Origin of the sequence: Paenibacillus tyrphae, from assembly GCF_000722545.1 — a bacterium.
In the GTDB taxonomy this organism is placed as follows: Bacteria; Bacillota; Bacilli; order Paenibacillales; family NBRC-103111; genus Paenibacillus_G; species Paenibacillus_G tyrfis.
In genome coordinates this window covers 152,265-176,829 of sequence record NZ_JNVM01000016.1, presented here as the reverse complement: position 1 = coordinate 176,829, position 24,565 = coordinate 152,265, and the positions used below count along the sequence as shown (strand labels likewise).

Annotated in this window: 19 protein-coding genes; 8 read left to right on the top strand and 11 right to left on the bottom strand. The window is 55.3% G+C overall.

The genetic code is table 11. From position 1 onward, the window contains the following. Positions 1-118: 118 nt before the first annotated feature. The 3 genes from ET33_RS19865 (at position 119) to ET33_RS19855 (ending at position 3,495) form a co-directional block, all read left to right on the top strand. Complete coding sequence (locus tag ET33_RS19865; protein WP_036685677.1) at positions 119-1,243, top strand: NADH-dependent flavin oxidoreductase; 1,125 nt, start codon at positions 119-121, stop codon at positions 1,241-1,243. Positions 1,244-1,337: 94 nt separating this feature from the next. Next, entirely contained in the window at positions 1,338-2,768 is a 1,431-nt protein-coding gene (locus ET33_RS19860) for an FMN-binding glutamate synthase family protein (protein ID WP_036685674.1), read from the top strand. Next, positions 2,761-3,495 carry a YqjF family protein gene (locus tag ET33_RS19855; protein ID WP_036685672.1) on the top strand — a complete coding sequence of 245 codons (735 nt, stop codon included), beginning with the start codon at positions 2,761-2,763 and terminating at the stop codon, positions 3,493-3,495. Before ET33_RS19860 ends, ET33_RS19855 begins: the two co-directional genes overlap by 8 nt. A gap of 177 nt (positions 3,496-3,672) precedes the next feature. Here the strand turns inward: ET33_RS19855 and ET33_RS19850 are convergent, their stop codons facing one another. From ET33_RS19850 to ET33_RS19830, 5 genes are read right to left on the bottom strand one after another with little or no spacing between them, the layout of a single operon-like run. Continuing rightward, entirely contained in the window at positions 3,673-4,773 is a 1,101-nt protein-coding gene (locus ET33_RS19850; protein ID WP_036685669.1) for a GerAB/ArcD/ProY family transporter, read from the bottom strand. A gap of 26 nt (positions 4,774-4,799) precedes the next feature. After that, positions 4,800-5,912: a GerAB/ArcD/ProY family transporter gene (locus ET33_RS19845; RefSeq protein WP_235206765.1), complete on the bottom strand. Its 1,113-nt coding sequence runs from the start codon at positions 5,910-5,912 to the stop codon at positions 4,800-4,802. A gap of 14 nt (positions 5,913-5,926) precedes the next feature. Next, complete coding sequence (locus ET33_RS19840) at positions 5,927-6,169, bottom strand: hypothetical protein (protein ID WP_036685665.1); 243 nt, start codon at positions 6,167-6,169, stop codon at positions 5,927-5,929. A gap of 3 nt (positions 6,170-6,172) precedes the next feature. After that, complete coding sequence (locus ET33_RS19835) at positions 6,173-7,375, bottom strand: Ger(x)C family spore germination protein (protein WP_036686012.1); 1,203 nt, start codon at positions 7,373-7,375, stop codon at positions 6,173-6,175. A gap of 23 nt (positions 7,376-7,398) precedes the next feature. Next, on the bottom strand, positions 7,399-9,030 hold the full coding sequence (locus ET33_RS19830; protein ID WP_063761671.1) for a spore germination protein: 1,632 nt from the start codon (positions 9,028-9,030) through the stop codon (positions 7,399-7,401). Between the two features lie 132 nt (positions 9,031-9,162). Here ET33_RS19830 and ET33_RS19825 point away from each other — a divergent pair, with 132 nt between their 5' ends. From ET33_RS19825 to ET33_RS19815, 3 genes are all read left to right on the top strand, one after another. Next, complete coding sequence (locus ET33_RS19825) at positions 9,163-10,260, top strand: GerAB/ArcD/ProY family transporter (protein WP_051775450.1); 1,098 nt, start codon at positions 9,163-9,165, stop codon at positions 10,258-10,260. Positions 10,261-10,360: 100 nt separating this feature from the next. Continuing rightward, positions 10,361-11,710, top strand: coding sequence for an FAD-binding oxidoreductase (locus ET33_RS19820; protein WP_036685660.1), 1,350 nt, complete (start codon positions 10,361-10,363; stop codon positions 11,708-11,710). Between the two features lie 87 nt (positions 11,711-11,797). Further along, the gene (locus ET33_RS19815) at positions 11,798-13,969 is read left to right on the top strand and encodes a HelD family protein (RefSeq protein WP_036685656.1); all 2,172 of its coding nucleotides are present in this window, start codon (positions 11,798-11,800) and stop codon (positions 13,967-13,969) included. Positions 13,970-14,001: 32 nt separating this feature from the next. Here the strand turns inward: ET33_RS19815 and ET33_RS19810 are convergent, their stop codons facing one another. From ET33_RS19810 to ET33_RS19795, 4 genes are all read right to left on the bottom strand, one after another. Beyond that, complete coding sequence (locus ET33_RS19810; RefSeq protein ID WP_081890394.1) at positions 14,002-15,267, bottom strand: YheC/YheD family endospore coat-associated protein; 1,266 nt, start codon at positions 15,265-15,267, stop codon at positions 14,002-14,004. A gap of 726 nt (positions 15,268-15,993) precedes the next feature. Then, complete coding sequence (locus ET33_RS19805; protein WP_036685652.1) at positions 15,994-16,986, bottom strand: 2-hydroxyacid dehydrogenase; 993 nt, start codon at positions 16,984-16,986, stop codon at positions 15,994-15,996. 21 nt (positions 16,987-17,007) lie between these two features. Then, the gene (gene larE / locus ET33_RS19800) at positions 17,008-17,862 is read right to left on the bottom strand and encodes an ATP-dependent sacrificial sulfur transferase LarE (RefSeq protein ID WP_036685648.1); all 855 of its coding nucleotides are present in this window, start codon (positions 17,860-17,862) and stop codon (positions 17,008-17,010) included. Positions 17,863-18,074: 212 nt separating this feature from the next. Next, positions 18,075-18,557: a glutathione peroxidase gene (locus ET33_RS19795; protein WP_036685645.1), complete on the bottom strand. Its 483-nt coding sequence runs from the start codon at positions 18,555-18,557 to the stop codon at positions 18,075-18,077. Between the two features lie 218 nt (positions 18,558-18,775). On the opposite strand from ET33_RS19795, the gene ET33_RS19790 reads away from it, so the two are divergent. Continuing rightward, on the top strand, positions 18,776-20,083 hold the full coding sequence (locus ET33_RS19790; RefSeq protein ID WP_407668108.1) for an AAA family ATPase: 1,308 nt from the start codon (positions 18,776-18,778) through the stop codon (positions 20,081-20,083). 74 nt (positions 20,084-20,157) lie between these two features. Then, the gene (locus ET33_RS19785; RefSeq protein WP_036685643.1) at positions 20,158-21,867 is read left to right on the top strand and encodes a vWA domain-containing protein; all 1,710 of its coding nucleotides are present in this window, start codon (positions 20,158-20,160) and stop codon (positions 21,865-21,867) included. Positions 21,868-22,040: 173 nt separating this feature from the next. On the opposite strand, the gene pepV is transcribed toward ET33_RS19785, so the two are convergent. Continuing rightward, positions 22,041-23,513: a dipeptidase PepV gene (gene pepV, locus ET33_RS19780; RefSeq protein WP_036685641.1), complete on the bottom strand. Its 1,473-nt coding sequence runs from the start codon at positions 23,511-23,513 to the stop codon at positions 22,041-22,043. Positions 23,514-23,529: 16 nt separating this feature from the next. Then, a complete protein-coding gene (locus ET33_RS19775) occupies positions 23,530-24,537 on the bottom strand; it encodes an ABC transporter ATP-binding protein (protein WP_036685638.1) in 1,008 nt (335 codons plus the stop codon). Positions 24,538-24,565: the final 28 nt, after the last annotated feature.

The window sequence follows — 24,565 nt, the reverse complement described above, 5'->3', positions numbered from 1 at the left end:
TTCCGCCTATCGGGCTGCAGACGTGGAAAAGGATTGATTTTTGTGCGGCCTTTTGATTAAATCAACTTAACATACATAATAGTATACTATATTTCCAAAGAAAGGTCGAATCCATCCTATGAATCCACGATATGCCCCTTTGTTCGAACCGCTCGCCCTGCGGAGCGGCATCACGCTTGATAACCGGATCGTCGTCGCGCCGATGACTCACTATTCGTCCCGTTCAGACGGAACGTTGACAGACGAGGAGCTGCATTTTATAGCCCGGCGCTCCAGAGGCGCCGGCATGGTCGTTACGGCCTGCGCCTACATTGCCCCTGGAGGACAAGATGCTGCCGGGGAGCCCGCAGCCGACCGCGACGAAACGATACCGGAGCTGAGCCGCTGGGCCCAGGTCATTCAAGCGCAAGGAACGAAAGCCGTCCTCCAGCTTCATCATGGCGGGCGCAATGCGGACCCCGGACTCGTGCCGAACGGCGACGTCGTCGGCCCGAGCGCAATAAAGGATGAAGCCGGAGGCTTCGTCCTCCCCCGGGAGCTGGCGCCGCATGAGATCGAGGAGCTGATCCGGCAGTTCGGAGAAGCCGCGCGCCGCGCCATCATCGCCGGATTCGACGGAGTCGAGATCCATGGCGCTTTCGCTTTGCTGCTCCAGCAGTTTTATTCTCCGCACGGCAACCGCCGCCGCGACCGTTGGGGCGGGAGCGTCGAGAAGCGACTGACCTTTCCTCTTGCGGTTATCGACGAGGTAAAGAAAGCCGTCGCCAGCCACGCCGACCGTCCGTTTATCGTCGGATACCGCTTTACCCCCGAAGAAGCGACAACGCCGGGGCTTACGATGGCTGACGCGCTGCACTTGGCCGATGTGCTGGCGAAGCAAGAGCTTGATTACATTCACGTGCTGACGAACGATTACCGCTCCCGGCCGCGTCGCGAAGCTGACGTTACTCGCACCCGCCTTGAGCTGATCAAGGAAGCGGTCGGAAGCCGTGTGCCGGTCATCGGCGGCGGTTCGATCTACACGGCAGACGAAGCGCTGGAAGCGTATGAAACAGGTATCGATCTCCTTTCGCTCGCCCGCGGGCTGGTGATCGATCCCGACTGGATCGAGAAGGTCAAGCACGGACGCGAGGCGGACATCGAAACGACACTCCGGGCCGACGCGCAGCAGCGTCTTATCATCCCGGACCCGCTCTGGCGGATGATTTGGGGCGATCCGGGATGGTTCCCGGGGACTTCTTAAATAATTCCTTATTTGGTATATTTGGCCGATTCGATGCACAAACTAACCCCGCGTTTCTCTTAGCTAACGATTCGAATCGGAAGAGGTCTTTCTTATGTCAACGAAATGGGCTTGGTTTATGTTCGGCTCGTTTGTCGGATCGCTTGCGGCCGTCGTTCTTTCCGGCATGCTCGCTCTTTTGTGCTCAAGAAGCATGATCAAGTGGATCGTCGGCCGCTTTACGAAACGGTTAATGTCCAATCCCTACGAGTCCAACATCTGGGAAATCGTAACGGCAATGACCCGAATCAGTCCCATTACCGTCGTGGAAAACAGCATTCGCGCCGCTTCCGGCGCCGTGATTGAACGTCCGTTCGGAAGCCCGCGCAAATTTCTTCATTTCGAGGGACTCGTGTTCTCTCCCGCGCAATTGTCTACGCTTCCTACGGAACAGGACGTCGAGATCGATACGACAACCGTCATTGGGCCCAAAGCGCAGAAACCGCTGGTGCTGCGCATTCCCATACTCGCTGCCGGGATGGGCTATGGCGTAGGCTTAAGCGAAAAGGTCAAAATCGCCATCGCCAAAGGAACGGCCAAAGCCGGGACAAGCACAAATACCGGCGAAGGAGGATTTTTGCCGGAGGAACGGCAGAATGCCAAATACTTGATTATTCAATACAATTCGGGCCATTGGTCCAAATCGCCCGAAATTCTAAAGCAAGCCGACGCGATTGAAATCCGCTTCGGTCAAGGAGCGCTGGCGGGAACGGCAAGCGTCCTGCAAGCAGCCGATCTGGAAGGTAGAGCCAGCGAGATCATGCAGGTGCAGAACGAGGAAATCACTGTTATTCCGAGCCGCCATAAAGATATTTCCAGCCCGCAGGATCTCAAGCAAGTGGTTGAGCGGCTTCGTCAGCTGACCGGAGGGGTGCCGATTGGCGTAAAAATATGCGCCAGCGCCGTTCTGGAGCACGATCTGGAAATCGCCATTCAAGCCGGCGTCGACTTTATCAGCCTCGACGGGGGCCAAGCGGGGACGAAAGGCGGCGCGCCGATTCTGGAGGACGATTTCGGGCTGCCGACGATTTACGCCTTGTCGCGCGCGACCCGCTATCTTCGCCAACGGGGCGTCAAGGACTCGATCAGCCTTCTGACCGGAGGCGCGTATTCGCAGCCTGGCGAATGCCTTAAGGCCATCGCTTTGGGAGCCGACGGAGTGTATATGGGCACCTCTTTGCTATGGGCCATGACGCACGATCAAGTGATGAAAACCATACCTTGGGAGCCTCCGACACAGCTAGCCTACTACACCGGAATCATGCAGGAAAAGTTTAACGAAGAAGAAGCAGCGATCTATTTGGAAAATTTTCTACATTCTTTCACGGACGAAATGAAGCTGGCGATCAGCGCGCTCGGTAAACGTGCTCTGCGGGAAGTCAATTCCGACGATATGGTGGCACTCGATGCGTGGACCAGTCATGTGACCAAAGTAAAATTGGCCTACGAGCCGTGGGAGAAGCCGGAAACGAATCCGCATGGATGACGAACTGCTGAAGGGGAGGTCGCCGATGCCCGCTTTCCGATGGACAATGAAGCAGACTTGGGAGCATTTCCTATTCGCCCACTGGCCCGTTCCGGTCGAAGCGATCCGTTCCTTCGTCCCCGAGGCGCTGGATATCGACACTTGGGATGGGCAGGCATGGGTCGGCATTCTGCCCTTCCGTCTTGGCGGAATACGGTTGAAATATATGCCTTCCCTGCCCTGGATGCGCTCGTTTCCCGAGATTAACGTACGTACGTATATTCGTTCGGGAGGGGAAGCCGCCATCTTTTTTTTGTCCATGGACGCTTCCCACCCCCTACTTGTTCCTATCGCCAAGCAGTGGTACCGGCTTCCGTACTATCAAGCGAAGATGCGCTTCCACGCGGACGGCCGAAGTATTGCGGTTCAAAGCCGACGACGGTCCGCCTCGCTCTCGGAAGAAGCCTTTTGCGCCACGTACCGCCCTGTCTCCACCCCGTCCATCGCCCGGCAAGGAACGATCGAATATTGGCTTATGGAGCGTTATGTCTACTATTGCCGGTGCGGCCGCAGTGGCGGACTGTACCGGGGCGAGGTAGTTCACGCGCCATGGGAGCTGCAAACGGCCGAAGCGGAGTTCAGCTGCAGCACCTTGACGCGCGGATTCGGACTGGAGCTGGGGACCCCTGCCCTACTCCACTACTCCCGGGGAACCCGCGCCCTTATCGGACCGCACAGCAAAGTATAGAACCAGCCGTAGCAAGAGATTACGGCTTTATTTTTTTGCGGAGCGTCCCGGCCGCAACAAGCAGCAAGGGGATCAGCAGGCCCAGTTACAATCAGCAGGAACATCCCTCCAATAAACGGCACGTCATTTTATCGCTATGGCCCATCGTTTCACTCCCTTCACCTCATCAATCGACGGCTATGGAATTTTTTTCTTGCGTATGGCCCCGACGGCAAGCAGCAGCAGTGGATAGAACAGACCGACCGTCATCACCCAGAATGGCCACGTCCGTTCATCCCACTCCTGCTGATAAGCGGAATTATGATAAACGACCATAGACAATACCGCAGCCAGTACTCCAAGGGGAAGCGCAAGCGCACGTTCGTCGGACAGTTTCAACAGTTGGGCCAGTCCCTTCATCGAAGCGTAAAAGTAAATGATCGTTTCGAAAAAAAGCGTGATGATCCATATGGCGGCAACAATGACTTCAATGCGCGTAATAAATTCCGCGATGTTGATTCTTTTGGCGAGCGCGTAGCTGGGATAAAACAACCGGGCTGTCGTTTCGGCCCCCAACACCCCGATACAGGCCGCAGTAGCAAGAAGCAGCAGCATTCCTCCGATGAGGCTTCCCAGCACAAATGTCTTTGAGGCTTTGGTTCCCGTCCGAACGGAAGAGGGATAGATCGATAAAAAAAAGACAAGCGGAAAGCCTGCGAAACTGACATAGTCCAACGTCGTTTTCAGTATCGGCCTAACTCCCGCTTCCCAGACCGGTTGAAAATGTTCGAGTTGAATTTTGGGAGAAACGAAACCGATTAGAGCGGCAATCAGCACGGCAACGACCGGAAACAATATTTCCGCTGCGCGGGCCATTGTCTGAAGGCCGAGAAGAAGACCCATGACCAGAAGGGCGGAAAATATGATATTGATGATGTAGTCGGGGGTCGTGGTCATAATTTGCGTTGTAATGAAATGGCCCATGTAATACACCAGCGGGCAGACGCCTCCAATAAAAGCGGTCAAGATCCACATCAAGGACACGAGCGTGCCCACCCATTTTCCCAGTAACAGGCTATTGATTTCAACAAACGTCAGCTTGGGATAGCGATGAACGGTTTTCATGAGGATGAGTAAGATGAGGCAGTTGCATCCCATTCCCGTAATAATGGGAATCCATGCCCCTTGTTTCATGCTAACCGCAGCATTCGAAGGAATAGCCAGAAGCGAGCTCCCAATTGTAAAAAGAATTACCATAAGCAGAAATTGCCTTACCGTTATATTGTTATCGCCGTTCACCGTCTCACCCCCCAAACCGGCCGACGTCACGAATTGTTTTTTCTGTGCATCGTCCCTTTTTTTCGTATTATTCCAATGGCAAGCAGCAGTAAGGGAATAATTAAGCCTGAAGTTCCCACATACAGCGGCCATATTTTCTCATCCCACAATTGCCGGTAAGCGGCGCTAGGATAAAATATGCGCGAGAAGACGATGGACAGAAGTCCCAAAGGCAGCACAAGCGCGCGATTGTCCCGCAGCTTTAACAATTGAGTCATGCCCTTCATGCCCGCAAAAAAATAAATCATCAGCTTAAAGTATAGTGAGAGGAACCAAAGCGTCGCCATAAGCACTTCGATGCGCGTAATAAAATTGGCGATATTGATTTTTTTGGCCAGCGTATAGCTGGGGTAAGCCTGTCTGAAGGTGCCCTCCGCCCCAAGCACGGCAACGCATGCCGTCGTAATGGCCAGCAAAAACAATCCGCCGACCAGAGTTCCGGCCAACATAGCTTTGGAAGCCTGCCTAGTCTCTTTTACGCTGGTCGGATTAATCATTAAAAAGAAAACCACCGGAAACGTGGAGTAGCTCAAATACGAAATGCAGGACTTGATCAGCGGCTTGACTCCGGCAGTAAAAGCAGGCTGTAAATGCTCCAGCTTCATGTTGGGCGATACGGCCAAGATCATCACGATGAATAACGCGGTAACCACCGGAAACAACACCTCCGCCGCGCGAGCTACCGTTCCCAGCCCAAGATACTGGCCCCAAACGGCCACGACTCCAAAAAGAATATTCGCTGCGATGACCGGTGTGGCGGGCATAATCTGCCGCGTCACGAAGGTTCCGGCGAAATCGATCAACGATACGCCTCCGACCGCAAACGTATTCACAATCAAAAACAGCGAAACGATGGCACCAAGCCACTTGCCAAGAAGCTTCTCGCTAATTTCCACCAGAGTCAGACCAGGATACAGGCCAGCCACGGCATTGTACAAGACGACGAGCAAAAGGCTTAGCCCTATTCCGGCAAGGATCGAAATCCAAGCATCCTGTTTGGCAGCCGCTGCGGCTCCTGCGGGAACGAACAGGACAGAGCTGCCGATCGTAAACAAAACGACAAGCAGCATAAGCTGCCTGGAGGTGATCTGGTTATCCACGTACAATCACCACGCTATTCCGACGGTTTTAATATTTCGAATACATAATCGCTCACCGGTTTGTATAGATATGCAATCCAATCCAACGGGTTCGGGATATTCAACCGCAGGCTTTTGGCGATGCTTAAACCGAGACCGAGTGCCAGCAAGAGCGAAAAGACCCATAGTTCCTTCTTCCTTTTTGTCCGCACAAGCGACGGCACTTCCAACCAAACGATCGCCGCGCCCACAGCGAGAATTCCGGCAATGGCCACCATGACTTATTGCTCCTCTTTCTTTTTCATATCATTGATGAAGGAATTGGTCTGCGTGCCGGTCCGCCTGATTTTGACATCGATGGAAAGCTCTACAGGCAAATTCACGAATTCCTGCTGCCAGTTTTTCTTAAGCTGTTTCCAGGCTTTCGGATTCGAACGGTGAATCGCGTTCCCAAAACCGAAAATGTCCGATCCGAACGTTTTCTGAGCTTTGTTGATCACATGCTGCAGAGAAGCCGTCAGCTTTTTTTTCAATTCTTTTTCCAAACCGTACAACGTTTCCGGCTTATTCAGATCGATGAGGCATTTGACCTCCGTGACGTCCGCTTCCATAAAAAGCTTCACTTTCGCTTCTGGCTTTCCGTTCGTGACCTTCCCCTTAATTTTGCTATTAACGCGGTTCACGACAAGATCCAAGGTACCTTTTTTCGGACAAGCCAAGCTTTCCACCGTGCTCTTTACTTTGCCGATGATGTAGTTGTAATCCCGGCTCTCGGTTTCATTCAGCCAGCCCACGAGCTTATCGTCTTTAAAAACCCCGATCGACGAAAACTTGAAATGGGTATAATCGTTGTTCCTCAAAGCATTGCTCATTTTCTCTCCCGTTTTCTTGCTTCCGATCGCTTCCACCCCTGTCAGTACTGCCATTTTCCCCGGGCTGATCAAGTCGGACAACAGATCGTCCAAGTACACGTTGGCCGTTTCTCCGGTGACTTTCTTGTTCCAATCCATCGATTTAAAAAGCTTGATCGCCTGCGATTTTTCCGTATGTGTGACGACACTTAGGATTTTTTCGGCTTGCTCTCCCTTTGCTATCAGAATATAAAAATCGGCGCGAAGCTCATTATCTCTAGAAAAAAAATCGAGTATGTCTTTAATTCCTTCCCGCGCTACTTGTTCACTGATGACCAAAACCCGCAAATGGGACAAGTAAAAATATCTCGGAGACGACCGGACCATCTGTCGAATGGCCTCCACCATGGAAGGCGCTGACGCACGAAACATGGCGGTGGGAGTGCCAGGACTCCCGCCACGCTTTGAAACCATAGCTTCGGGAACGACGACTTGCGCGGACAGCTTGTATTGGTCGCCGCTTTTATCGATCCCTATGCCTCCGACAATGGATAAGTCGTTCAGCTCTCTGCGGCTCCAACAACCGGCAAGCAGTGCTCCCATCAGCAGGAAGCACAGGGATAGTAGAACCATTCGCCGCACGGCCGTCCCCCCCTTTACCCTTGATTTTGTTCTCCTCCGTCCTGCCGCGCCGAGTCAGATGCAGTGCCTTTCGGGGCGCGCCGCAGGTTACCGGGATGCAGTGCTTCAGGCCGAGTATACATCTGCCACCATGGGACCCGAACAATCGCGTCCTTTTGATCGGCCAGCTTGAACGGCGCCATAGGCGACATGTATGGAACCCCGAACGAGCTCAAATGGCACATGTGCAGGACAAGGGCTATGAGTCCGACGATGATCCCGAATATTCCGAAGGACGCCCCTAACCCCATATATACAAAGCGAAGCAACCGAACGGAAATCCCCATATCAAAGCTTGGGAAGATGAACCCCGATATGGCCGTAATCGATACGATGATGACCATCGCAGGCGAGACCAATCCCGCATCTACTGCAGCCGATCCCAGTACAAGTGCGCCGACGATCGATATCGACGTTCCGACGGCTCTGGGCATCCGTATCCCCGCCTCCCGCAATAGCTCAAACGTGACTTCCATCATTAGGGCCTCGATGAAGGCCGGGAACGGAATACCCTCACGCTGAGCGGCAAGGCTGACCAGCAGGGAAGTCGGAATCATCTCCTGATGAAAGGTTGTGATCGCAATATAAAGCGAGGGCGCAAGCAGCGATATCACCAACGCGACATACCTGAGCAGGCGGATAAGTCCATAGTCGGCCCGATGATAGTAGTCCTCGGCAGACTGCATGAACTGGGCGAATACCGCCGGTACGATTAACACATACGGCGTGCCGTCGATCAAGATGGCGACACGTCCCTCAAGCAGCGCAGCAGCTACCGAATCCGGACGCTCGGAATTCGTTACGGTCGGAAAAACAGAATATTTACTATCCTGGATAAACTCCTCGATATAATTGCTTTCCAAAATGCCGTCGATATTAATTTGTCCGAGTCGGTCGCGAACTTGACGGAGGATATCGGCGTCGGCGATGCCTTCGATGAACATGATGCTGACATCCGTCTGCGTCACACGTCCGATTTGTCTCGTTTCCACCCTCATGTTCGGACTTTTGATTTTTCTCCGGATCAGGGCGATATTGGTTTGAAGCGCTTCGGTAAAGCCCTCCTGCGGTCCGCGGACAGTGGTCTGGGATGTGGGTTCCGTAACGTTCCGTCGCTGGCCTCCACTTGTGTCGACCGATAGCGCTTGGTTGCAGCCTTCGATCAATAGAACGGTATGCCCTACAAGCACGGCTGATTTGACGGCTTGGAAATGGCGGGTGAGCTTGATATCACCGACAGCAAACGGAAAATGCCTTAAAATCCACTCCATATTCCCTGCATTCTTGCGAGGGTCCCCCCACTCGCTTTTCTCCGAATGCGTATAAAAGGTTTCCATTAATCGGAAAACGGATTGTTCTTCCGTAAGGCCTGCAATGAAGACGAAGGCGCACGGAATTTCGTTATCCGGTCCTATCATCATTTCCCTTACGATCAGATCGGAGCTGTTCCCGAGCTGCTGCCGCAGCTCTTGAAGATCGGCCTGCAGGAGGCCGCTGAGCGGCGCGTTGTCGTTGGACTTGGCTTTGCTGCCCTCCTGCTGTCCGGTTAGCTGCGAGGCCGGCAAACGATTCATGCCGCTTTTGTTTTTGCGAAAGAAAAATTGCACGGTTCCTCGACCTCAAATCTTATGTGTTGCCATTATTATTCATCCTCCATAGTCGCTTTATTCCATAAGATGCATACGGACGGCAAAACGAACAAAATATAGTAACGATTTACACGGGAAGGGGGAACAATCGTGCATTTTTCTTCATTGACCGCTCGTCAGTTTATGATTTTGGCGGCATTATTCGTTATTGGCGACACGATTTTGTACGTTCCCTCCAATGTCGCTTTTGTCGCCGGTCGGGACGCCTGGATTTCCGGCTTGATTGCGGCTTGCGCCGGTCTTTTGCTGGTGTCGCTGTATGGAAAATTAGGGAAGGAATACCCTTGTATACTGCTGATCGATATTTGCGAAAGCGCGTTCGGACGCTTCCTCGGGAAGGCGGTCGGCCTGTGGGTGATTCTGTTTTTCTTTATCGATTCCGGGGTACTTCTTTGGCAAATCGGCGATTTTATGTCCACCCACATCCTGGTGGACACACCGATCCAAGCCAGCCTGATCCTGTTTATCGCGATTATTGTTATGGGGGTACGTTTGGGGGCGGAGATTCTCGGAAGGGCCTCTGAAATTATTTTCGGGTGGAGCGCGGTGCTTTTCGTTCTGTTCATGGTGATGCTATCTCCCGATTTGGAAGGCCGTCACATTCAGCCGTTAGCGGAAAACGGACTCGGTCCGATCGTTCGCGGTTCTCTTTTATTAATCGGATACTATTTGGAGTCCATCGTCCTGATTTCCCTTTTTCCATATTTCAAACATACGGGGAACCTATCCAATGTTTTACGGAAGGGGATGCTGATCGGCTCGTCCGTTTTAGCCTTGACGATCCTGATTTGTATTTTAGTGCTCGGAAAAGACATTACCGTCATGAATATATTTCCCACCTACATCTTGGCGCAGAAAATCAGCATCGGCGGCATTCTGGAACGAATCGAAGTCGTTATTGCCTCCATCTGGATCTTTACCCTTTACTTCAAATTGTCCCTTTGTTTTCACGCAGCGATCCGGGAAACGGCACAGTTGTTCAAAGTAAAAGATTACAAAATATTATCGTTCCCCTCGGCCATTCTGGTCGTTGCGGCTTCTCTGATCCTTGTACCGAATGCCTCTTATTTCAATGCGCTCATTATCCAAACCTGGTGGCCTTATACACTAACTCAGGGGCTTCTTCTGCCGCTGCTGCTGCTCGGCATCCCTAAAGTCAAGTCGCTTGTTTCCACAAGCAAGAGATAACGGACGCAACGGGTGCCGATTCTGGCTGTCTTGCTCATGCGCCTGCCTGAACATGAATACAATGGGAGAAAACGGAAAAGCGGCAGAGGAGGTCATACGGATGACCACAACGCTTACGGGACGCGTTGTCCGCCCGGGAGATCCTGGTTATGAGGACGCACGGATGAATACCAATGCCCGGTTCTCGAAATATCCGGCGGCCATCGTCTTTTGTGGGCATGTCGAGGATGTCGCGAATGCGGTCCGCTGGGCAAGGAAGAACGGCTATCCGCTCCGCGTGCGCAGCGGCCGGCACTGCTACGAGGATTTCACGCTCGCAGACGGCGGAATCGTCATCGATGTCAGTCCGATGAACGGCGTGCGGCTCGATCCGGAGAAGCGGAGCGCCGTGGTCCAAACCGGCATCCGTCAGCTCCCGCTTTATGAGACGCTGTGGCAAGAGGGCGTCACCGTTCCGGGCGGCACATGCCCGACTGTTGGGATCGCAGGGCTGACGCTTGGCGGCGGATACGGCTTTCTCTCCCGGATGCTCGGATTGACCTGCGACCAACTGTTGGAGGTTGAAACGGTGCTTGCGAACGGCCAAGTGATCCGCGCCAACGACCGCAAGCATGCGGATTTGCTCTGGGCCTCCCGCGGCGGAGGTGGCGGGAATTTCGGCATCGCCACTTCGTTTACGTTTCGGGTATACCCGGTATCGAACGTTGCCATCTACCGGATCGCCTGGCCTTGGCGGGATCTGCCGCTGCTGCTGAACGCATGGCAGCATTGGGCGCCGTCGGTCGACGAACGGCTAACCCCTTCTCTTGTCCTGTCGGCCAGCTCGAATGACTATTGCTATTCCTCCGGTCAATATGTCGGACCGGAGCGGCGGCTCCGCGAGCTGCTCGCTCCGCTGCTGTCGGTTGGAACGCCCTTGGAAACGGAAATCATGACCGTCCCTTATCTTGAGGCGATGTATCGTTTCGGCGGTTTGAAAAAGGAGCATGCGCAGTGGCAGATGACTCCTGAGCACCGGCACCGGTTCAAAAACAGCGGCGCCTTCGTGTACCGTCCCCTGCCGCCTCAGGCGATATCGACGATTGCCTCTTTCCTTCATGCGGCCCCGAGTCCGCTCTGCATGATCGTGTTCGAGAGCCTGGGGGGCCATCTGGGACGGATTCCCCCTCCTGCAACCGCATTCGTACATCGCCGGGCAAGCTTTCATATGCAGTATATTACCCAATGGGACGATCCGGCGGCGGACGAAGCGCACCTCCGCTGGGCCGAAGGCATTCGGAAGACACTTTTGCCTTATACGTTCGGCCAGTACGTCAATTACCCGAACGTCTTCGACCCCAACTGGGCTCAAGCGTATTATGGCTCCAATCTTAACACGCTGCGCCGAATCAAGCGGAAATACGACCCGGATAACGTGTTCCGTTTTGCTCAAAGCATTCCGCCGTTGTAAAACGCTTGCAACGCCAACCTCTGTTGTGCTATAGTATTACTCCTGTCCATTTTTGGGAATTCATAACACGAACGGAGGTACGGACCCATGGAATCCGGTCTGCAAAGCGCTTACTTGGAGGAAAAAGAACGGCTGGAGCAAACCATACAAGAAATGGAAAGGCATCTAGAGGCACTTCAGGCTATACCGCCCTATACGGGACACGACATGACGGAGCAGGTGCTGGAGTCGATCCGCGAAAACAAGCGGCGCAGCTTGGCGCTCGCGCTGCCCGAGCCCTACTTCGGCAGACTGGATTTTCACGAAACGGGAAAGCCCGGTCCGGCCCCGCTCTATATAGGCAAGTCCGGCGTGGAAAAGGCGGACTCTCCCGAGTTGATGGTGATCGATTGGCGCGCTCCGGTAGCGAGCCTTTTTTATTCGTTCACGGGAGGCACCGAAGCGGCCAGCTACGATTCGCCCGACGGTGTCGTACAAGGGCTCGTCTACTTGAAGCGCAACCTCGTGATCCGCAAGCAAATTTTACAGCGCGTGGTCGATACGTTTGACCGCGAATCGGACGCGATGGCGGTCACGGACGAGTTCCTGCTGTACCGGCTCGGCGAGAACAAGGACAACAAGCTGCGCGATATCGTCTCGACGATCCAGGCGGAGCAGGATGCGATCATCCGGGCCGGCAAAAACCATGCGCTCGTTATTCAAGGCGTCGCCGGAAGCGGGAAAACGACCGTGGCCCTGCACCGGCTCGCTTACCTGCTCTATCAATACCGGGATCAAGTCAAAGCGGAAAAAATGATCATTTTCGCCCCTTCCCGCATGTTTCTCGATTATATTTCCGGCGTTCTGCCGGAGCTTGGCGTCGGGCATATCCAGCAGACTACCTTCGCCGACTGGGCGCTGGAGCTGCTGGACCACGAGGTCAAGCTGGCCGATCCGGCACAGGCGCTGCGGCATTGGTTCGCCGTCGGCGCAGCGCGTCCGGTCATAGACGATACGGCGCCCGGCCGGTTTAAGGGCTCGATCCGCTTCATGCAGTGGCTGGACGGGCTCTTGAACGCATACGAGCAGCAGGCGGTGCCGCAGACGGATTTTGTTCCGTGGGACGGCGCCAAGCTCCCCTACCGCACCATCCGCGACTGGTACACGGTGGAATACAAGCACGAGCCGCTCATGAAGCGCCGCGAGCGGGTGCTGGCCCGGATCAAGCGTTGGCTGGAGATGGAGCTGGATAAAGTATGGGAGGTCCATCTGAAGAAGGACTACAAGAAGCGCGGCTTCGCCCGTCTTCGCGATTACGGCAAGCAATGGCCGGCCTATTCGCCGTTCGGCTTCTATAAGGAGCTGTTCCGCACGGCGGAGTCCGGCGCCCTGCCTTTCGTATCAGAGGCGGATGCACAATTCATTCCCGAGGACCTGCGGCAATCCACGCTTACAGCGGCCAAGAAGAAGCTGGTGCAGCCGGAGGATCTCGCCCCCCTGCTCTATATTCGCCAGCGCTTCGAAGGTATTCATGGCGATCTGCGCTTCGATCATACCGTCATCGACGAAGCGCAGGATTTCTCGCCATTCCAGGTGGCGCTGCTGGCGCTGCATACGAAGAACGGTTCGTTCTCGATTCTCGGCGATTTGTCGCAAGGCATCCACGCCTACCAAGGCGTTCAGGATTGGCAGGAGCTGCTGGCGCTGTTCCCGGAAGAGAACCGCGCCTACTATACGCTCAACCGCAGCTACCGCTCGACAATGGAAATCATCTACTTCGCGAACGAAGTGCTAAAGCGCGGGCTTGCCGAGCCGCCAACGCTGGCCGTGCCGGTATTCCGCAGCGGCGAGCCGGTCGAGCTCGCGCACGCGGACGGCCCGGCGCTGGCGCGGCGTCTCGCCGGAGCCGTGCAGGAACACCGGCAGCGCGAGGGCACAGGCACGCTGGCCGTCCTCGCCCGCACGGAGGAGCGGTGCCGCGAGCTGCACGCGCAGCTACTCGCCGCCGGATGCGACGGCGTGAACCTGATCGTCCCGGGCCAGCAGCAGTACGAGGGCGGCGTCTCCGTCGTTCCGGTATACATGGCCAAAGGGCTCGAGTTCGATTCCGTCCTGCTCGTGGACGTCGATCCGGTCCATTACGCGCAGACGCCGCAGGACGCGAAGCTGCTTTATGTCGGCTGCACCCGGGCTCTGCACGAGCTGAAGCTGTTTTATGCGGGCGAGCCATCCCCGCTGATCGCCGGCGTCCAAGGCGACTTTGTGAAGGCCGGGCTGTAATCGCGGGGGCGGCAAACTGCTTTTGATCATAGCTAAGGGAACTCAATGAAGGCCAGGTGCTCTGTCTGGTCTTCATTGTCCTGTTCTTGTCCGAGAGCCGTCACACTAGAGGTCGATCCATTGTCGAGGTTCGTCGTTTCCATGATTACCTGTTCACAAAATGGATCGTTTGTTTCTTCGATCAATTGTTCACAAAATGGATCGTTTGTTTCTTCGATCAATTGTTCATTGGCCAAATGCATGGCATATTGAATCGGCCGCCTGATGGACTTTCGGTAAGTGGCCAATTCTTTCGCCTTGATGAAGGCCTTGTGCCCTGGTTTAGGATTGGCCTCAATCAGCCATACTTTTCCCTTTACATCAATTCCCACATCCAATCCAAACTCGACCATTGAGCCAAACCGTTCTTCCACAACTTCCATCAACCGATGAGCAAGCTCCTCGGATTCCAGCTCAATTTCTCTCGCCTTATCCAATCCGAAACGGGATTTAATGAAAGTCTGAAATGCCAGCACTTTTCCATCCCCGTACACTAAATTCGTAGTAGGGCTATTCTTAGCGCCTACGCGCAAAACTTTCCCGGTCACTTCCCAGTTTCCAAGTTCGTTCTTTTGAATTAGCAATCGGGCATCCACCTGTCGATAGGGGATAAGCTGCAAATCCAGTCCTTGCTGGACCATAAACGATCCGGATCGTATTTTTTCAGTTTGCACCCAACGATTAGTCCAACGAATGACCCTCTGTTTGGTCATGACCGGCGTTACCACGATACGGCCTGACCTTTTTCGTCCTTGAAGCCGGTAGCCGCCGCCAGTTTTCTTGATTTTAAGAACGCTATGCCCGCCGGTCCCATTCCCCGGCTTCACATAGACTAAGTCATGCTTCTCAATCATCTGTTCTAACGCTTGTGGCGAATAAAGAAACGTTTTGGGGATCCAGCGTTTTAACTTGTCGGATTCGGTAAACAGCTTCATCGCTTTCCATTTGTACGTAAATTTATGATTGGCATAAACGAACAAATCCTTGCGGCGGCGCATATCGCGAAACGGTTTGTACAGCTTTCGGCAGAAATCGATTACGACATCCGGCCACGGGCAAGTCGCTCCCGCCCATCTCCCCTCGGATATCGGGGTAAAGCCGCGAATTGTCCTGTTTTCTTCGTTTACGTCTTTGTGAGAAAATACGTATACGCTAGCTCCTAGCATCCTCCCTTCCGTTACAAGGTCGCTCAAAAACTTGGAGTTCTGAAATAGATTGCCTTGCCGATGAGCAAGAATGCCTACAGTCAACTTTTTCATACAGGCCTCCGTCTAGTTGTTATGATGCAATATATACGCACAGTCTGCATTGCGTAACGGTACGTGCCTATATGCTTGAACACCTAAACGGATAATTCGCATCGAACGCCCAAAATTTGAAATGTCCATCCAATAATATCAATCTAAGGGAGATCATCATTTGGTTCGCATTCTTGATATGGCCGCAGTGGAGCCTTGTCGAACCTTCAATTTGTCCAGATCTTTTACCATCCTTCGATCGCCTAGAAAAGTGCGCCTGGCTGCCATCCACATAAGAATTCCTGTAGATTCCCGTCCAAACCGGGTTGAACTGGTAGCAACGGTCGGTGTCCGGGGGATTACCAATATCGCTCAAATCCTGTTTAGTTGGTCCGATTTCTTTCAGCGGATTCGCCGTCAAAACAAGATCGTAAATACAGTGACTCTGGTTCGGGAACTGCGTACTTGAAGAGGCAGCCGCTTTCAGGCTTAGAGGAACTGATGTTCGCTATATACTTCATTTTGCCGATTTTTCGTGCAGTAGAGGAACTCAAGTAAGCTATCAATCGTGTTTTACAACAAAGAAACATTTTTCGACACGAATAAAGCATATATCTTCCGCTATAAATCGGATAACCCTTCGGACCGGCTCTGGATTTCTGCATAGCCCTCGATTTTCCATAGATCATGACACGCAAAAAAAGCCGCATTCAGCGGCTTTTAAGCTTACAAATACGACGGCGGCGGCTATTCGAGCAGCTCCCGCAGCTCCGGCACGACATTCGGCGGATGTCCGCCGGTCAGTGCGGCGACAAGATTGCGCGCGGCGAGCATCGCCATATCGAGCCTAGTCTTGGCTGTGGCCGAGCCGATATGCGGTAGCGTGACCACGTTCGGCATGTGCAGCAGCGGATTGTCCAGGCTCGGCGGCTCCGGATCGAATACGTCAAGTCCCGCTCCCCGGATGAGTCCGGTTTGCAGGGCTTGAATCAGCGCCGGCTCGTCCACCGTCTTCCCGCGGGAAGCGTTGATGAAGAACGCCGTCGGCTTCATCATTTCGAAGTGCTCCAGACGGATCATGCGCTCCGTCTCCGGTGTGAGCGGCGTCATCATCACGACGAAGTCCGACTCCCGCAGCAGCTCGTCCAAGCCGCAGTAGCGGGCGCCGAACCGTTCTTCCGTCTCCGGCTTCCGGCTGCGGTTATGATAAAGCAGGCTCATGCCGAAGCCATCCACCGCTCGCTTGGCTATCGCTTCGCCGATCCGGCCCATCCCGATGATGCCGAGCGTCTGATGGTGCACGTCCATGCCGAAGAAATATTCGTCGGTCAGCCCTTTGCCCCGCTGCCAGCGGCCCTGCTTCACGAACGAATCCAGCTCGGGGATACGCCTCGCCGCGGACAGCATAAGCGACAGCACGAGGTCCGCGACCGTCTCGTCCAGCACGTGCGGCGTATTCGTTCCGATGACGCGGCGGGCTTTCATCGCTTCCAGATCGAAGTGATTGTACCCGACCGAAATGCTGCTGACCGCCCGCAGCTTGTGGGCATGGTCCAGCAGCTCCCGGTTGATCGGACCTCCGGTCGTCAGCAGCCCTTCCACGTCGTGTAGCTCTGCGAGAAGCCCTTGTCTGGATGCGGCGCCTTGGCCGTTCCACATCCGGCACTCGCAATGCTGCTCCAGATAGGCGAGCGCCGGTTCAGGGATCGCTTTGGAAATGTAAATTTTCGGTTTGCTCATCGAATCGGCTCCTCTCCGAACTTATGCCTGTGCTGTCGCTTGTCTCGATTGCTCCTGTGGCGAAAGCACTTCGTTCAAGCTGCCCGAACGGTACCCTTTCAAGTCCATCGTCACATAGGTGTAGCCGATCTCCTTCAGCTTCACGTGAACCGTCTCGGCGACGGCCAGCACGTCAGCCAGCTCCGATGCGGGCACCTCGATCCGCGCAAGCGTATCGTGCTGGCGCACGCGCACTTGACGAAATCCGAGCTGAATCAGGAAGTCCTCCGCCCGATCGATCATGGACAGCTTCTCCGCCGTGATCGCTTCCCCGTACGGAATACGCGAAGACAGACAGGCGAACGACGGCTTATCCCACGTCGCGAGCCCGAATTTGCGGGACAGATGGCGGATTTCCGACTTCTTCAGGCCCGCTTCCAGCAGCGGTGCCCGGACGCCCTGCTCATGAGCGGCCTGCAGCCCGGGACGATGTTCCCCGAGATCGTCGGCGATGGCGCCGAACACGACATGCTCATAGCCGCGCGCGTGGGCGATCGGAATCAAATGATCGAACAGCGAGTTTTTGCAAAAATAGCACCGGTTCGTCGGATTTTCCGCATACCCGGGAATATCCAGCTCGCTGGTGTGAATAACCTCATGCGGTGCGCCCAAGCTCCCGGCAAGCGCGATCGCTTCTAGCTTCTCCCGTTCGGGATACGTCTCCGAATCGGCCGTAATGGCAAGCACCCGGTCCTTGCCCATAAATTCAAGCGCCGCCTTGAGCAGAAAAGCGCTGTCCACCCCGCCGGAGAACGCGACGACGACTTTGTTCATCGACTGCAAAATTTCCCCGAGCTTGGCGTATTTTTGATCTATAACTTGCTCTATGGTTGCCATAGGTCCAGCCTCCCTTTTGCGCAAGCCGCGGCGTCAGTCGATCTGGTTGCACACGTTTGCAATCTACGAATATACCGCTTCATACCTGTTTATTATAGACCGTTTTTCCTTTCGGAAAAAGGTGTATTTTTTCGAAGGCTCGGCTTCTCCCCCCCCCATGAACGGCAAAAACAGCCTGTCCCGGTGCGGAACAGACTGCTCGCCTCGCCATTTTATTCGCCTAACAGCTTTTGAATGTCTTCTTCGATGGCCGCAGGTTCCGTGCGCGCAGAGTACTGCTTGACGACCTCGCCTTGGCGGTTGACCAGAAACTTCACGAAATTCCATTCGATATCCCCGGTCCGGTAAGGCTCGGGCACGTGCGAGACCAAGTATTGATAAAGCGGATGCGCGTGCTCTCCCTTGACATCGATTTTGGCAAACAGCGGGAACGTCACGTTATAGCGCGTTTCACAGAACTGTGCGATCTCGGCCTCCGTCCCGGGCTCCTGGCCGGCAAACTGGTTGCACGGAAAGCCGAGCACGACCAGACCTTGATCCTTATAGGTTTCGTACAGCTTCTGAAGTCCTTCGTAATGCGGCGTCAGGCCGCAGGCGCTCGCCGTATTGACGATCAGCAGCACGCTGCCCCGGTAGTCCGACAGCGGCTTGTCCGCCCCTTGAATCGTTGTGGCCGAAAAATCGTAAACCGACATGTCCCATCTCTCCTTTTTTTCCATAAATGCCCTTGATCTTTATTGTAGCATGAAGCGGTTTGGAATGAAAAATCGATCCGAATCATTAGTGAAAAGAGCCGCGGTCTGCTACAATATGAAAATGGATGCCGCGGAAAACATAACGATCGAGGGAGGAAGCGTCTCCGTCCAATTTTCATACAAGTCTGACGGCTTCCGCGTCCGGACGGGATGCGACGATGGATATGAACGAGCTGGAATCGATACGCCATAAACTGGAGCAAGCGATCGGGCATTTGGAAGCCCGCTTTCTCGAACGCGAAGAATTGATCCGGGTGCTGCTGCTCGGTCTGATGGCCGGCGAGAACGCCCTGCTGATCGGCCCGCCCGGCACCGCCAAATCGCAGCTTGCCCGCGCCCTCTCCCAATTGTTCGGAAGCGGTCGCTGGTTCGACTATTTGCTGACGCGCTTCACGACGCCGGACGAGATGTTCGGACCGGTATCGCTGCAGCGGCTCAAAGCCGATCAATACGTCCGTCAGACGGACGGCTATTTGCCTGTGGCGGATTTTGCTTTCCTCGACGAAATCTTCAAGGCGAACAGCGCGATCTTGAACGCGCTTCTGTCCATCCTGAACGAACGGGTGTTTTTCAACGGACAGGAGAAGCAAGACGTGCCGCTGCTGTTTCTGATCGCCGCCTCCAACGAGCTGCCCGAGGAAAACGAACAGCTCGCCGCACTGTACGACCGCTTCCTGATCCGTTACGAGGTCGGGTACTTGAAACAAATGTCGAGCTACGAGAAAATGTTCCAGCTTCCGGGCGAGCCGCTCCCTGCCCTGCTCTCGCTGCGGGATACCGAGACCGTGCGGCGGGAAAGCGAGGGTGTCGTCATCCCCGAAACGCTGATCTATATGCTGTATCAGCTCAAAACCGAGCTGGAAGCGAAGGAATTCGCCTTGTCCGACCGCCGCTGGCGCAAAATCGGACAGCTGTGGAAAACGTCAGCCGCGCTGAACGGCCGCCGCGAGGTCAACGTGTGGGATACCGTGTACACCCCGCATATGCTGTGGGATCTGCCGGAGGATTACGGCACGCTGAAGGAAATATTTCAGAAGGTATTTCAGGAGGGGCTTAAACAAGAGACGGAAAAAGAGCTCCCTCTCCGCCGCTACGACCGGATCGCCAAGCATTGGCTCGAAGAAGAAGACGCGCTTCATGCGTTTCAGTTCAAAAAAGAAGTCGGCGGCCGACTGAGCAAGGAAGAACAGGACAAGGCGAGAGCCAATCTGGAGGAATGCCGGCTGGAGCTGGAGGATAAGGCGCGGGAGCTGCAAAGCAAGCTGGTCCAGTGGCTGCAGCGGGAAAAGGACTTGCCCGGTTACATCCGCAACCGCAATTTCCTGCTGCTGCAAACGGCGGAGTATGCGGTGAAGTATACGCACCTGCGTATCCAGGGCGAACGCATTTTGCAATCGATGCAAGGGCTGTACCGGACGCTGTTCGACCGCGAAATTCCGGGCGTTCAATACGACTACACACTCTAGAAGCCCGATGAATGAACATGCCGCAGCGCAGGCGGAGCATTCACCGGACTTCCTCGGCAGCGAGGTGATTCGGCATGATCATCCGGTCGGCAAAAATCGACCGCTACGTATTTGACGGGTACGTCCACTCCTCCCGCACCGCGCAGGAGTGGATTCGCGATGCCAAGGCGCAAACGCCGTGGTTTTCGGTGGAGCTGTTTGCCGATTTTTTCATGTGCTTCTATTTGGCCCGCCCCGAACTTGATCGCAGCCGAGAGGCGGCGCCGTTCCATCGCTGGCTTGTGGCGGAGCTGCAGAAGCAGTTCTTTTACCGCGCGATCCATCCAAGGACGACAGGCGAGGTCAACGCCTCATTCAAAACGGCGCTGAAGGCGCTCATGTGGCTGACGCAAACGTTCGAGGACGAAGTGAAGCGGCGCAAGCAGGAGGAGCAGCAGCTTCGGACGATCGGCTTAAACGAGAGCCGTCAAGGGCAAGGCGAGGACCAACCGCAAGTGCAAGAGCGCTTGAACGAAAAGCAGATCGAGCAGCTGCGGCTCGTCGGCTACACGCTGCAGCGCGGCAAGCGTAACGTCGAAGAAAAGCAGGCAGCGCTGGACAGCCGGCCGCTTGTGGAAGCGGAGATCGGCGCGCTGAAGGAACGCATCCGTTCGCTGCAGGAGGAGATGCGGACCGACTTCGTCCGGCGGGACAAACTTCGGCAGAAGCTCCAAAAGGCCGAAGCCGAGCTCGGCGAGCGCGAGAAGCGGATCGAGCGGCTGGAGCGCCGCGACCGGGAGACACTGCGGGAGCTGGAAGCCCAGCTCGGCGGCTGGCTCAACCGGGCGCTGCAGGAATCGCTCGGCCGCGAAGACAGCGAAAGCCTGAACCTGTTCGAGCTGCTGCAGGCGAGCCAACAGATCGCCAACCGGCGCTGGGGCAGCGATCTCGGACGGCTGCACCGGCAGCAGTTCGCCAATTACCTGCAATGGGTCGAGAAGCTGAAGCGCCACCCCGAGCTCATCACCTTCTTGCAGGAAATCGGCCGGAACGTACAGCATCTGAAGGCGCAGCGCCGAAAGGTCCGATCGCCACGCATCCCGGAAAGCTATGACGACCTGCGGCAGTCCGGCGATATTACGCATATGCTGCCGAGCGAAGCGAGTCTGCTGGCCGACGAGGACTACGAAGCGTATTTTATGGTCAAGTGGCTGGAGCGCAAGCTGCTCACCTACAACGTCTCTGGCTGGACACAAGAGCCCCTGAAAGGACCGGTCGTCTGCATGCTTGACACGTCCCATTCGATGCGTGGTAGCAAGCTGCGGCTCGCCCAGCTGTTCGTCGCTACGTTCGCCGCCTTCAGCCTGCTGGAGAAGCGCGACTTTCGGCTACTGCTGTTCGGCGCCCGCGGCGAACTGGTCGAGCACCCGCTCTACTGGCGCAAGCCCGACTGGCCGGCGTTCTACGCCCTGTCGCAGCTCGCCTTCGGCGGCGGCACGCACTTCGACGCCCCGCTGCGGCGCGGCATCGAGCTCGTGTCCGCCGAGCCGCGCTACCATGACGCCGATTTCGTCATGGTGACCGACGGCGTCGGCGCGGTGTCCCCGCCCGTACGCGAAGCGCTAGCCGAGCTGGGCCGCTCGAAACAGGTGCGCCTGCACTCGCTGATCGTCGGCACGGCGCGCCAGCATCTCGCCCAGCGGTACGAGATTTTGGGCGTATCGCATCAAGTACGCTTCGCCGCGACATGGGAAACGCAGCAAAGCGAAGAGCTGCTGCTTGACGTGCTTAGCGCAAAGGGGTAGGGGGAAATTTCCCCCTACCCCTTCGCTTCGGTGGCCTGCTTGGCCTTGCTTTGATCGATGACGACATCTCCCTTCCGGCTGATCCTTGTCCGCAATGCCCGTCTCGATTTCTTTGCCCGCATCGTCGGTCAAGCAAAATGGAAGATGGTCTTTCCGTCCCGTACCGATAAAGCTCAATTTGTTAAATAAACCAATTCATAATCCAAATTAGCCAGCTCGTAAATCGCTCTGGCGTAAATGACGGTCGCTTTAAGCAGATCCTCGATCTCGATATATTCGTCCGTCTGATGGGCGACGTTTTCTTTTCCCGGAAACAACGCGCCGAATGCGACACCGTTATCCAGGAAGCTGGCATACGTGCCCCCGCCCGTCGTGAGCAGTTCGGGCTCCAGCGAAGTTTCTTCATGGTAAATAGCCTGAAGCGCTGCGATCATTGGATGATCCTTGGCAACATGATGCGGCTTTTTCAGAATCGGCGGCTCCATGGCAAAACGGTACTTCCCGACCTTGTCGCGAATGGTCTCGACGTGACGCAGTTCATCCGCCACAAGCGGAAACCTGATATTGAGGTAAGCAAACGAAGGTTCCGACGAAGCCGCATACCGCATAATCCCCACATTCACCGTCAAAGGCCCCATAATCTCGTCTTCGCAACCGATCCCGATGCGCCGCCCCGCAGGATCGTCATAAAAATATTCGTCCAGACAGGCGATAAAATGCTGTGCATCGGGCTTAAAATCGTAATCCCTCAGAAAATGAATGAGCTTGAGTCCGGCGTTCACGCCTAACTGCGGCTCCATGCCATGCGCTGCCTTCCCTTGCAGAGTCAGAACGAGCGTCCCATCTTGAACGGACGCCGTGCCTTTCAAACGATTTCCATTGCAATAATCACTAAATTGCCCGGCCAACGCCGCAAGCAGCGGAAGTTCTCCGGTCACCGCAGCTTCCGCCGATTCGGGAACCATATTCGCCGCACTCCCGGAATGGAAGGAAACCAATTCCACAATCCCTTGTCCCGTCCCCATTTGTTCACCGGCATCGCCGCTCTTTTGCAGGACGATTCTCGTATTGATCTGCCCCTTTTCCGCATGAATGATCGGGAAGTCCGCATCCGGTGCAAATCCGGCTACCGGCATTTTCTCGACCCGCCGGTAATATTCCATGCAGCTCATCGTATGCTCCTCGTCCGTGCCGAAGATGATCCGTACCCGATGCTTCAGCGGAAGGCTCAGCTCCTTGACGATTTTCATCGCATAAAACGCCGCCATCGTCGGCCCTTTGTCGTCGATCGCTCCGCGCGCGTACAATTTTCCGTCGCGGACCTCCGGTTCAAAGGGCGGAGAATTCCATGGTCCGGTCGCCGGGACCACATCCAGATGACACAGCACTCCGATATAATCGGCGCTCTCGGCCGGGCCGTATTCCGCATAGCCTGCGTAGCCGTCCAAGCTGCATGTCCGCCACTGTTCGCGGTCGGCAAGCCCCAGCATAAACTCCAACGCCCGGGCGATCTCCCGCCCCATCGGCTTGCCCGCTTCACCGGTGCTTACATCTTTGACGCTTGGGATTTTCAGCAGCTCCGTTAGGTCGCTCAGCAGCGCTTCTTTTCTTCTCAACACTTCCTCGGTCCAGTTGACGGATTTCATCTTTACCTTTCCCCCTTCATGGTCTTGCGCCTTGCGGCGGCTGAATACGCGGGGCTCTCTCGTCCAACAGCCAGCAAGCGGCCTGATGGGTTCCCGTGACGGCCTTCGTTCTCGGCGGCAAAGCCCGACATACTTCCATGACATAAGGACACCGGGCGGCAAAAGCGCAGCCGATCGGCATACGGATCAGATCGGGCGGCGTCCCGGGGATGCTCAGCAGCGCTTCGGTATGCTCATGGATTTTCGGCATGGAGGAAAGAAGGCCCCAAGTATACGGATGCTTCGGGTCAACAAAGATTTCGTCCGCCGTTCCGGTCTCGACAATTTGCCCCGCATACATGACGGCCACCCGGTGAGCGATGTTGGCGACGACTCCCAAATCATGCGTAATGAGAATGATGGACGTCCCCTTTTCCCGCTGCAGCTCCTTCAATAAGTCCAGAATCTGCGCTTGAATCGTGACGTCCAGCGCTGTGGTGGGCTCATCCGCGATCAGCACCTTCGGGTTGCAGGCGAGCGCAATGGCAATCACCACACGCTGCCGCATCCCCCCGGAAAATTGGTGCGGGTATTGCTTTATCCGCACTTGCGGGTTGGGGACGCCGACCTGCCTCAGCAGATCCAGCGCGATTTCCGCCGCTTCCGATTTACCGAGCTTCCGGTGCTGCATTAAGCCTTCCATGAGCTGACTTCCTACTGTCATCGTCGGATTGAGCGACGTCATCGGGTCTTGGAAAATCATCGAAATTTCGGCCCCGCGAATGTTCCGCATTTGCTTATTCGAGCGCTCCATCAAGTCTTCTCCCGCTAACAGAAGCTTCCCGTTCTTGATCTTCCCGTACGGATGCGGCAGCAACCGCATGATGCCTTTGGACGTGACCGACTTCCCCGAGCCCGATTCCCCGACGATGGCCAGAGTCTCCCCTTTTGCCAGTTCGAAGCTGACCCCGCGGACGGCTTGAATTTCCCCCTTGTAGCTTTGGAACGAAATTTCCAAGTCCTTGACTTCCAGAATTTTCTCCATCCCCGTATCGCTCCTTGTTCTCTCGTTC